Annotated in this window: 9 protein-coding genes; 6 read left to right on the forward strand and 3 right to left on the reverse strand. The window is 38.2% G+C overall.

The window, feature by feature from the left end:
• The 5 genes from JG479_RS07285 (at window position 1) to JG479_RS07305 (ending at window position 5,036) form a co-directional block, all read left to right on the forward strand.
• Window positions 1–642 carry an MBL fold metallo-hydrolase gene (locus JG479_RS07285; protein ID WP_149602770.1) on the forward strand — a complete coding sequence of 214 codons (642 nt, stop codon included), beginning with the start codon at window positions 1–3 and terminating at the stop codon, window positions 640–642.
• Between the two features lie 106 nt (window positions 643–748).
• Window positions 749–1,207 (forward strand): Lrp/AsnC family transcriptional regulator, encoded by a 459-nt coding sequence (locus tag JG479_RS07290; RefSeq protein ID WP_002960703.1) that lies wholly within the window; start codon window positions 749–751, stop codon window positions 1,205–1,207.
• Between the two features lie 129 nt (window positions 1,208–1,336).
• Window positions 1,337–2,893: a SulP family inorganic anion transporter gene (locus JG479_RS07295; RefSeq protein ID WP_182672657.1), complete on the forward strand. Its 1,557-nt coding sequence runs from the start codon at window positions 1,337–1,339 to the stop codon at window positions 2,891–2,893.
• A gap of 249 nt (window positions 2,894–3,142) precedes the next feature.
• Window positions 3,143–4,219, forward strand: coding sequence for a sensor histidine kinase (locus JG479_RS07300; protein ID WP_024596641.1), 1,077 nt, complete (start codon window positions 3,143–3,145; stop codon window positions 4,217–4,219).
• The gene (locus JG479_RS07305) at window positions 4,212–5,036 is read left to right on the forward strand and encodes a LytR/AlgR family response regulator transcription factor (RefSeq protein ID WP_039489820.1); all 825 of its coding nucleotides are present in this window, start codon (window positions 4,212–4,214) and stop codon (window positions 5,034–5,036) included. The genes JG479_RS07300 and JG479_RS07305 overlap by 8 nt, the downstream gene beginning before the upstream one ends.
• 68 nt (window positions 5,037–5,104) lie before the next feature.
• Here JG479_RS07305 and pyk read toward each other — a convergent pair whose 3' ends face one another.
• Entirely contained in the window at window positions 5,105–6,541 is a 1,437-nt protein-coding gene (gene pyk, locus JG479_RS07310; RefSeq protein WP_039489818.1) for a pyruvate kinase, read from the reverse strand.
• Between the two features lie 377 nt (window positions 6,542–6,918).
• On the opposite strand from pyk, the gene gndA reads away from it, so the two are divergent.
• Complete coding sequence (gndA, locus tag JG479_RS07315; RefSeq protein WP_165743572.1) at window positions 6,919–8,292, forward strand: NADP-dependent phosphogluconate dehydrogenase; 1,374 nt, start codon at window positions 6,919–6,921, stop codon at window positions 8,290–8,292.
• 67 nt (window positions 8,293–8,359) lie between these two features.
• Here gndA and ansA read toward each other — a convergent pair whose 3' ends face one another.
• Window positions 8,360–9,370, reverse strand: a complete 1,011-nt coding sequence (gene ansA / locus JG479_RS07320; protein ID WP_039489815.1) for an asparaginase — start codon at window positions 9,368–9,370, stop codon at window positions 8,360–8,362.
• A gap of 82 nt (window positions 9,371–9,452) precedes the next feature.
• Window positions 9,453–11,318 (reverse strand): signal peptide peptidase SppA, encoded by a 1,866-nt coding sequence (gene sppA, locus JG479_RS07325; RefSeq protein ID WP_200220237.1) that lies wholly within the window; start codon window positions 11,316–11,318, stop codon window positions 9,453–9,455.
• Window positions 11,319–11,406 lie beyond the last annotated feature (88 nt).

An 11,406-nucleotide genomic window follows, 5' to 3' on the forward strand; every position in this document is an offset into this window, starting at 1 on the left:
ATGCAAATTATAACCATACCCGTCACTGCATTTGCACAAAATAGTCGTATTATTTGGTGTAGTGAAACTAAACAAGCCGTAGTCATAGACCCAGGTGGCGCCCCTGATAAAATAGTAGCAGCCCTTAATGAGCATAAACTAGAATTAAGTGCTATTTGGTTAACGCACGGGCATTTAGATCATGTGGGTGGGGCTGATATTTTACGTAATCAATTTAACGTACAAATTATTGGCCCACAAAAAGATGAGTACTTCTGGTTTGAAAACTTACCTATGCAAGCACAAATGTTCGGGTTTAAACCCATTGAGCCTTTTTATCCGGATATTTGGCTAAACCATAACGATACCGTGAGCGTAGGTAAACTTAGCTTTTTAGTGAAGCATTGCCCAGGGCATACACCTGGTCATATTGTGTTTTATCAACAAGAGAATGAATGCGTTATTGTAGGTGATGTTATTTTTAAAGGCTCAGTAGGGCGCACTGATTTCCCTAAGGGGAACAGTGAACAACTTATAGAGTCGATTAAGACGCATATTTTAACCTTACCTGATAATACTAAAATACTGGCAGGACATGGTAGCGACACTACGGTGGGATTTGAAAAAAAAACAAATCCTTTTGTAAGTGGTAAGTTTGGTTAAGTTGCTTATTTTAAGTTTACAAACTGCATAAACATTAAAAATAAGCAGACTGAGTTTTAAAATGGCTGTATAATTTAACCAGTTTATTTGATAAATAAGAAATAAAATGTCTCTAAATCACGTAGATCGCCAAATATTGGCACTTTTACAACAAGATGCTAGTTTATCAACCGCAGAAATTGCAGATAAAGTAGGCTTGTCTCAATCTCCATGCTGGCGTCGAATCGCTAAGCTAGAGCAAGATGGTTATATAAAAAGCAAAGTGGCTCTTTTAGATGAGAAAAAACTTGGCTTTGATATGCTTGTATATGCACATGTGCGTTTATCAAATCACGGTAAAAAGAATCTTGCTGAGTTTGAAAAGCTGATCATGAGCTACGACGAGGTAACAGAGTGTTACACTATGGCTGGTACCATGGACTTTATGCTACGCATAATTTCACAAGGCATAGAAGGGTATGAGCATTTTGTGCGCGATAATTTACTAAGCTTAGAATACGTCCAAGAAGTACATTCTAATGTAACAATGACATGTGTAAAACGCAGTACTTCCCTTCCTTTGTAAAAGCACTTCTTTTAAAAGCTAAACCATTTTTAGTTTAGCTTAACCACATAATGACAATTGTTAACTGAGCGCTAATTTGGTAGAATTTAGCGCTTTTTTTGATACCCATTACACCATTTGAGGACCTCAATGTTTAACTTACTCAGTAGGGCGCCTAGCTCTGCTAAAAACGATATTCTATCTGGATTAACTGTGGCGTTAGCCTTAGTCCCAGAAGCAGTTGCGTTTGCATTTGTTGCAAATGTAGAACCTTTGGTTGGTCTATATGCCGCGTTTATCGTTGGTTTAATTACGGCTATTTTTGGTGGTCGCCCTGGTATGATTTCAGGTGCAACCGGTGCACTAGCTGTTGTCATGGTAAGTTTAGTGCTTGATCACGGTGTTGAGTATCTATTTGCAACTGTGTTGCTGATGGGAATACTGCAAATTCTCGCGGGTGTATTTAAACTCGGTAAGTTTATCCGTATGGTTCCTCATCCGGTAATGCTTGGTTTTGTAAACGGGTTAGCAATTGTTATATTTTTAGCTCAGCTAGGGCAGTTTAAAGTGCCAGACGGTATGGGCGGACAAGAATGGATGACAGGTAATCCATTATTTATCATGCTTGGCTTAGTTGCATTAACCATGGCAATAATCCACTTTTTGCCAAAATTGACTACAGCAGTGCCTTCATCTCTAGTTGCTATTGTAACTGTAACCGGATTAGTGATTGGGTTTGATTTAGAAGCGCATACAGTATTAGATTTCTTAAAAGGAATGACAGGCGACGAAGCTGCAACAATCGCTGGCGGCTTACCTGAATTTCATATTCCTATGGTGCCTTTTAATGTAGAAACACTGAAAATTATTTTCCCATATGCACTTATTTTAGCGGCTATTGGTTTAATTGAATCATTATTAACGCTTAGCTTAATTGATGAGATCACAGAAACTCGTGGTCATAGTAATAAAGAATGTATTGGTCAAGGCGCTGCAAATATTACCTGCGGTATGTTTGGTGCAATGGGTGGTTGTGCAATGATTGGTCAATCAATGATCAATATTAACTCAGGTGGCCGCTCTCGTTTATCAGGTATAAGCGCTGCACTTATGCTACTTGGTTTTATTATTTTTGCCTCTAGCTTAATTGAAATGATCCCATTAGCTGCACTTGTTGGTGTTATGTTTATGGTAGTACTTGGTACATTTGAGTGGGCAAGCTTTAAAATGATGAAGCGCGTACCATTATCTGATGCATTTGTGATTGTTCTTGTGTCGGGCGTGACGGTTATTACTGATTTAGCGATTGCTGTATGTGTGGGTGTTATTGTATCGGCTCTAGTATTTGCTTGGCAGCATGCGAAGCAGATTTATACAACTAACTACATTGATCAGGAAGGCGCTAAGGTGTACGAACTACATGGTCCGTTATTCTTTGGCTCTGTTAAAAACTTTTCTGAGTTATTCGATGTGAAAAATGATCCTAAAAATGTGATTGTTGAATTTAAACACAGCCGCGTATCTGACCACAGTGCAATAGAAGCAATTGATACACTTGCTGACAAATATACAAAAGCAGGTAAACAACTTCATTTACGTCACTTAAGTAAAGACTGTACGCAGTTGCTTCATAAAGCACGTGATTTAGTTGAAGTGAATGTGATTGAAGATCCAACGTACAAAGTAGCATCAGATAAACTAGCTTAATTTACACAAAGCTATTGATATTTAAAAAGCGGAAGGTGGATAACCTTTCGCTTTTTTAGTGTCTCGACTATTTGTTTGCGGTAAGACTCTTAAAAAGCAAGGCAAGCTGTAGTGCTATGCAAACTCATAAATCTATATAATAAGACTACCTAATTTTGTGAAAATTAGCCCTACATAGGTAAAAATAATAAAAATAACAAACGCCTATTTTATGGAATTAGTTTTAACCATACGGAGTAAACATCTATTTTGAACTGGCAATCTTTAGTCGATAACAGGCAACGTTTTTTTTGGCTTTTGCAAATCGCGGGCTGGATTGGTTACGCGTTAGTAAATTATATCGGCTCTAAAGTATTTGAAATGCGTGATATATACGTATTTGTTATTTTATTGAATGCTTACGCTGGTTGTTTGATGACAGTGCCGCTTAGGTATATTTACCGTAAAATTTGGAATGCCTCTCCTTGGGTATTAATGATTGTAGTATTTGGTGCCTCTTATATAACGGGGACTCTATGGGCTGTCGTTCAAAAATTCAATCTATGGGAAATATACCGCCATGGTTATAGACCAGAGGAGTGGTTTTATTACCTGCAGCAAGGCTTAGATTCTGTATATATTATTTTATGTTGGAGTGGTTTGTACTTTGGCGTTAAATATTATCAGTTATTACAAAGTGAGCGACAAAAAGCGTTAAAGGCCACAACGATGGCACACGAAGCGCAACTAAAAATGCTCAGGTATCAGTTAAATCCCCATTTTTTATTTAATACACTTAACGCTATTTCTACTTTAATTTTGGTTAAAGAAAACAAAGATGCTAACTTAATGGTAGCAAGGTTAAGTGACTTTTTACGTTACACACTTAATACCGATCCAATTAAAAAAGTACCGCTTGAGCAAGAGCTACATGCTCTCATGCTTTATTTAGAAATAGAGCGCGTCCGTTTTGATGAGCGATTGAAAGTAAATGTAGATATTAGCGAGCAAGCAAAAGAGGCTTTAGTACCGAGCTTAATTTTGCAACCAATTATAGAAAACGCGATTAAATATGCCATTGCCCATCTGACAGAAGGTGGTGTAATTGATATTAAAGCACAAGTATTTGCGAATGAATTATTACTAGAAGTGGGTGACAACGGCCCTGGCACTGAAATACTTGATGGCCAATTAGTTAACGCTCAAGGTGTAGGTGTTGCTAACACCAAAGATAGATTAAAAACGTTGTATGAAAATAATTATTCGTTTGTATTATCACATAATACGCCAAGTGGATTAAAAGTTAATCTGCGAGTACCTTTTGAGAAGGCTGTGAAAAATGACTAAAATAAAAACACTCATTGTTGATGATGAACCGTTAGCGCGAAAAGGTTTAGCGGTAAGACTTGAAGAATATTCTGATATTGAAGTAATTAAATTATGTAGTTCAGGCGCTGATGCAATTGAAATGTGCCAAAGAGAGAAAATCGATTTGGTTTTTTTAGATATTCAGATGCCAGGTATGAATGGCTTTGAGGTGGCAAGAGCGCTTAGCGAAAGTACAAAAGTATTACCTGCAATTGTATTTGTAACTGCTTTTGATCAGTTTGCTGTAAAAGCATTTGAAATTCATGCTCTCGATTACATTTTAAAACCCGTTGATGATAACAGATTAAAACAGGCGGTAGAAAAAGTGCATACTTATTTAAAAACGCAGCAAGACAACGCCCATAAGAAAAAACTAGCGAGTTTTGTAGCCGGTATTACTGGTAATAATTGCGAAGAAATATTAAAAAAATTAGCGACTGGCGATACCTTAACAGATAGACGTTACCCAGAATCGCTTGCAGTAAAAGAGCAGGGTGAAATTATACGGGTACCTGTAGCGACTATCCAATGGGTTGATGCTGCAGGTGACTATATGTGTTTACACTGTGAAGATGGACAAACGCATATACTTCGTAAAACAATGAAAGAGCTTGAGCAAGAGCTGGACCCTCAGTTATTTGTGCGTGTACACCGCAGTGCAATAGTAAATACAAAACAAATTAGTAAGCTGGTTACACAAGTAAGTGGCGAGTATTTATTAGTACTTGAAAACGGACAAGAATTAAAAGTGAGCCGTAGCTACCGAGATAAGGTTAAAGCGGCATTAGCAAGTTAAAGCCAACGCTTTTATTACAGGCACAAAAAATGCGAGCTAAGCTCGCATTTTTTATATTCGGCGTTTAATTACGCAACAGTTACAATTTTCATAGTGTTAGTTGCGCCCACAGTTTCCATTGAGTCACCGTGAGTAATAATTACTGTATCACCAGACTGTAAAGAACCTTGAGAAACCAAAGTATCAAGTGCCGCTTTTACCATACCGTCTTTTTCAGTTTTTGTAGAATCAAAAAATACTGGGTAAACACCACGATAAAGTGCTGTTTGACCTAATGTACTCGCATGGCGTGAAAGCGAGTAGATTGGTAAGCCAGAGCTGATACGTGACATTAATTTAGCCGTGCTACCAGATTCAGTAAGCGTGATGATAGCTTTAACAGAATCTAAGTGATTAGCTGCATACATAGCAGAAAGTGCGATAGATTCTGCATTGTTAGAAAAACGACTATCTAAACGATGCTTAGAAACATGCGTTTCTTTTTGAGATTCAGCACCTAAACAAACACGTGCCATAGTTGCAACAGTTTCTTCAGGGTAATCACCTGCAGCTGTTTCAGCTGAAAGCATTACAGCATCTGTTCCATCAAGAACAGCATTTGCAACATCCATAACTTCTGCACGTGTAGGCATAGGGTTATCGATCATCGATTCCATCATTTGCGTTGCTGTAACTACAGTACGGTTTAATGAACGAGCACGACGAATAATTAGTTTTTGCTTGCCCATAAGAGCTGCATCACCAATTTCAACACCTAAATCACCACGAGCAACCATTACAGCGTCAGACGCTAGAATGATGTCATCAACAGCTTCTTGTGTTTCAACGGCTTCAGCACGTTCAATTTTTGCAAGTAGTTGTGCTTTTGAACCAGCAGCTTCAGCAAGTGAGCGTACGTAGCGCATATCGTCGCCACTACGTGGGAATGATACGGCAATGTAATCTACGTCAATTTCAGCGGCAGTTATTAAATCTTCTTTATCTTTTTCAGTAAATGCTGGAGCAGTTAAGCCACCACCTAAACGGTTAATACCTTTATTGTTAGATAAAACACCGCCAACAGTTACAGTACAATGTACTAAGTGCCCAGCTACTTCATCAACACTTAGTTGTATAAGGCCGTCATTTAGGAGTAGTAGGTCGTTAGGGCTAACATCGTTAGGTAGTTCTTTATAATCAATACCTACAGAGTTAACATCGCCTTCGCCTTTTTCCATTTTTGCATCAAGAGTGAACTTTGCACCCACAGCAAGCGTTACTTTACCTTCTTTAAAAGTAGAAACGCGGATTTTAGGGCCTTGAAGGTCAGCAAGGATAGCAATATGCTTGCCTAATTTTTTTGCAATATCGCGTACAGCTTGCGCACGGTCTTTATGATCTTGGGCAACACCATGTGAGAAGTTTAAACGTACTACATTAGCCCCAGCGATAATAATTTTTTCTAAGTTGTTATCTCTATCGGTAGCAGGTCCAAGGGTAGCGACTATTTTCGTGCGTCTTAGCATCAATTTCTCCTGTTTGCTTGGTGAAAGCATGTTGACGTTATTTTGTTGAATTAAAACATCTATATTAGATTAAAATATTTTAATTATGTGCAAACTTCAAAGGTTTGCCACTATTTTATACAAAACTATTGTGTCATCATTATGACACCGGTGTCAGAATGCGTCAATGATCTTAATTTCAATTAGCGTTGCTTTTAGTCACCCCGAGAGCATTGATGTTTGATATAATTACGTAGCTTATTTATCTGTAATAAAAAAGCATGTTGTATGAGCTCATAGTTAGTATTTTATGACTGTATGAGTATAATGCACGCGGTATTATTTAATTTATACACTGAATTTTCTAACCAAATAGTTGTTACCGAGGAGGACACTAGATGCAAGTTGCATTAGTAGGGTTAGGCGTTATGGGAAAAAATCTTGCCCTAAACTTGATTGAAAAAGGGATAACGCTAGTCGCTTATGATAAAAACCCACATGCGGGTGAAGAGTTACTAAGTTGTGCCAAATCACAAGGCATGGCTGATAGGCTTCACATTGTCTCTGATTTAAGTGACATGGTAAGGCGTTTAGAGGCACCTCGTTCTATTTTATTACTTGTTCCTGCTGGTGAGTTAGTTGATACAGTTTGTAATGAACTTGTAGAGGCCGGCGTTAATTGTGACGATATGATAGTCGATTGCGGTAATAGTAATTATAAAGATGGTATAACGCGTAAACTCAAATACCAAAATAAATTTGAATTTGCCACTATGGGAATTTCTGGCGGTGCAGAAGGCGCTCGTCATGGTCCTGCAATGATGGCAAGTGGTTCTGAAGGTGGTTGGGAACGTATTGAGCCATGGTTTGAAAAAGTAGCTGCTAGCTATAATGGCGACTCATGTTTTGCACGTGTTGGCCAATCAGCAAGTGGTCATTTTGTAAAAATGGTTCACAACGGTATTGAATACGCACTGATGCAACTTATTGCAGAAGTGTACCAATTACTTCGTTTAGGTACTAATCGTTCACCAAAAGAAGTAGCTGAGATATTTAATGACTGGTCAGAAGGTCAATTAAATAGTTACTTACTGTCTATTTCTAGCCATATATTGTCACTTGAAAATCATAATAATGTACCGCTTGCGGACTTAATTGATAATAAAGTTGGCGCTAAAGGTACTGGTCTTTGGACTGCGCAAAATGCACTAGAGCTTGGTATTGCTGTCCCTTCACTTGTTGCTGCTGTTCAAGCTCGTCATTTAACTAATGCATGTAACACAACGGCTGCACAAGAGATGACATATGCATCTAAATCAACGAACAATGTTGAAATTGATTTAGAAGAGCTAAAAGACGCGTTCTTACTTGCAAGCTTACTTGCGTATCGTCAAGGTTTAGCGCTAATTAAAGGTGCATCACGTACTCATCAGTGGAAAGTAGATTTATCTAAAACGCTTCAAACATGGCGCGCTGGTTGTATAATCCGTGCTGACTACCTTGATAGCGTTGCACAAGGTGTTGAATTTATTGACACTCTTGAAAAAGAGTCTAACTCTTTGCGAAAAATTACCGGTCAAGCAATAATGACTGGTTTAGCATTCCCTGTATTGGGAGCTACACAAACGTATTTAGCAACATTAACTACACCGAGTAATGGGCATTTAGTTCAAGCCCAGCGTGATTACTTTGGTGAGCACGGCATAAAAACCCACAGTGGTGAAATGTGTCATTTAACTGATTTAGTAGATATAGACGCTAAAGTTAGATAAAAACAGTTGTTTAAAACGATAAAGGCACGCTATTTAGCGTGCCTTTTGTATTTTTAGCCCGTAAAAATTAACGGCTTAACTCACCACGTAAGTTATCTTGCATTAAATGACGAATCGTTTCGACTTCAAGATTTTGGCTAAATAAATAATGTAACTTAGTTAAACATGCTTCAAGGGTCATATCATACCCACTTATTACACCAATATTTAATAGCGCATTACCTGTTGCATAGCCACCCATGTTTACATGACCTTTTAAACACTGAGTTAAGTTAACAATTACGACGCCACGTTTACTTGCTTCTTCGAGTATTGACAAAAAGCTCGGATCTTGTGGTGCATTACCCACACCAAAACTCAGTAGCACCAGTGATTTAATATTGCCATTGACCAAGCTTTTAACTACCTCTTGGCTAATGCCAGGATACAAATAAAGCACCCCGATAGGTTGAGGTGTAATTGGTGTAACTTGCAGCTCATTTTCAACATATGGGCTAAGCTGACCCTTAATAAGTTGAATATTAATACCTGATAACGCTAAGGGGTCTAGATTAGGCGAGGCAAAAGCATTAAACCCATCCGCGTGTGCTTTAGTTGCTCTATTACCTCTAAACAGTTGGTTATTAAAGAAGAGACTTACTTCAGCAATAGGATAATTTGCAGCTAAATACATGGCATTAAGTAAGTTTACTTGGCCATCAGAACGTAATTGTGAGAGCGGAATTTGTGAGCCGGTTACAATCACAGGTTTAGTCAAATTTTCGAACATAAATGACAGCGCTGAGGCTGTATACGCCATAGTATCAGTGCCATGGAGCACCACAAAACCATCATAATCTTGGTATTTATCTTTGATATCATTAGCAATAAGTTGCCAATGCTCTGGAGACATGTCTGAAGAATCTATAAGAGGGCAGTATTCGTGAATATCAAACAAAGGCATTTCATCACGATTAAATTCTGCGTTATTCACTACGGTTTCTGTTAAAAAACCTTCAGCAGGAATATAGCCTCGACTCGATTTTTTCATACCTATAGTACCGCCAGTATAAGCGATATAAATGCGTTTACGTTTCATAAAAAAAGCCCAGTAAAAAAACTGGGCCTAGTATAACGTTAAGCAGCTTTAAATACAGCTGATTAGGTGAAGCTATGCACTTTTATTGTGCAACGTTACACACTAAACAGCGTGCGTATACACCTTGTGGATCGTTGTAATCTTTAAGGTTTTCAACTTCAGTACTTAATTGGTTAATAACACTTTGTAAATTAGCTTGTGTTGCTAACACAGATGTTTTTTGTGTTTGCAAACCAAGCATAGATTTAATAGACGCATTACCAAAAATGTTTTGAATCATTTTTTCTTGCGAGCTTAAATCTTGTTTAATAGTTTTAACTTCATAATGATTAAGCTTGGCAAGTGCAGCAGCGGCTTCAATCGCATCTTGTTTGTCGCCTAGCTTATCAACCAAACCTAGTTCAAGTGCTTGAGATGCAATCCATACACGGCCTTGGGCAATTTTGTCAACCTGCTCAGGCGTCATATTACGCGCATCAGCAACAACATTTAAAAAGCGACCGTATGCTTCCTCAACGTTCATTTGAATTACTTGACCCATCTTTTCATTTAGTGGACGAGTGATAGAAAAGCCAGCCATTTCGGTTGTTGCAACGCCATCTGAATAAACACCAATTTTTGATAAGGTTTTCTCAAATGTCATAAACGTACCAAATACACCAATTGAGCCTGTAATTGTACTTGGTGCTGCCCAAATTTCGTTTGCAGCAGAGGCAATCCAATAACCACCTGATGCAGCCACAGAACTCATTGAAGCAATAACAGGTTTACCAGCAGCCTTAAGGGCTAATACTTCAGCACGAATAACTTCAGAGGCAAACATACTACCGCCACCAGAGTCGATACGTAGTACAACCGCTTTAACTTTATCATCAAGGCGTGCTTTACGAAGTAGGGCAGCTGTAGAGTCACCCCCAATTTCGCCCGCTTTACGCTCACCATCAACAATCGTACCTTTAGCAACAACTACCGCTACTTTTTCGGTAATAGGGTTATCAATTTCAATAGGCGGTTTAATTAAGCTTAAGTATTCACGAAATGAAACTTGCTTAAATGTCTTACCATCTTCTTGTGTGCCCACTAAATCAATTAATTGTTTGCGAACTTGCTGATTTGTTTTTAAAGAATCAACCCACTGGTGATCAAGTGCATATTTACCTGCATCGCCATCGGCAGCTTTCATTTTTTCTAGATATACGTCCATTGTTTCGTCAAAATTTGACTCATCAAACGGGCGAACAGCGGCAACATCTTGTTTGTATTCGCTCCAAAGAGCGCCTAACCAAACGCGGTTAGCTTCTTTAGCTGCATCGGACATGTCGTTACGAATAAAAGGTTCTACTGCTGACTTAAATGTACCAACACGGAAAATATGCTGCGTTACTTCAAGCTTTTCAAGTGCATCTTTAAAGTAAAGCGGGTACATGCCATAACCTTCAATACCTACGCTGCCGTATGGGTGCATAGCTATTTCGTCAGCATGCGATGCAATATAGTATTGTGCTTGAGTATAGTAATAACCCGATGCAATTACTTTTTTGCCAGCTTGCTTGAAGGCATCAATAGCCTTTGTAATTTGCTTAAGTTTATTTAAATGTGCTTTAGGCATCTCTTGTAAATCAAGCAATATCACCGTGATACGATCGTCTTTAGTCGCTTCGTTTATTACTTCAACAATATCGTCGAGTAATATTTCGCTTGGTGCTTCAGAACCAGAAGTTGCATCACTAATTGCGGCTTCAACTGGGTCTATATATGTTTTCTCTTCAACAATAGGGCCATTTAAGTTAAGCCTAAGTACAGAGCCATTTTCAACTATTATTTGATCATCGTCACTTGAGAGTGACACAAAGAAAACAATTACCAGTAATAAAAACAAAATGTTTAGTATTAAGCGACGAGAAAAATTAATTCCAGCCCAAATACCTTTAAATACCTTTGCTATCAAAATAGCTCCTTAATTTGGTACAGTTAATACATTAGTCCCATCTTAGCCTAGAATAAAAATAAATTTAACTGCTAAATCGTAACGAAGT

Origin of the sequence: Pseudoalteromonas sp. LC2018020214 (assembly GCF_016598755.1) — a bacterium.
Taxonomy (GTDB): Bacteria; Pseudomonadota; Gammaproteobacteria; order Enterobacterales; family Alteromonadaceae; genus Pseudoalteromonas; species Pseudoalteromonas distincta.

Coding starts and splice junctions, on each gene's coding strand:
- ansA (WP_039489815.1), bottom strand. CDS start 9,370: ATGAAACGTAAACGCATTTATATCGCTTATACTGGCGGTACTATAGGT.
- JG479_RS07305 (WP_039489820.1), top strand. CDS start 4,212: ATGACTAAAATAAAAACACTCATTGTTGATGATGAACCGTTAGCGCGA.
- gndA (WP_165743572.1), top strand. CDS start 6,919: ATGCAAGTTGCATTAGTAGGGTTAGGCGTTATGGGAAAAAATCTTGCC.
- pyk (WP_039489818.1), bottom strand. CDS start 6,541: ATGCTAAGACGCACGAAAATAGTCGCTACCCTTGGACCTGCTACCGAT.
- JG479_RS07285 (WP_149602770.1), top strand. CDS start 1: ATGCAAATTATAACCATACCCGTCACTGCATTTGCACAAAATAGTCGT.
- JG479_RS07290 (WP_002960703.1), top strand. CDS start 749: ATGTCTCTAAATCACGTAGATCGCCAAATATTGGCACTTTTACAACAA.
- JG479_RS07295 (WP_182672657.1), top strand. CDS start 1,337: ATGTTTAACTTACTCAGTAGGGCGCCTAGCTCTGCTAAAAACGATATT.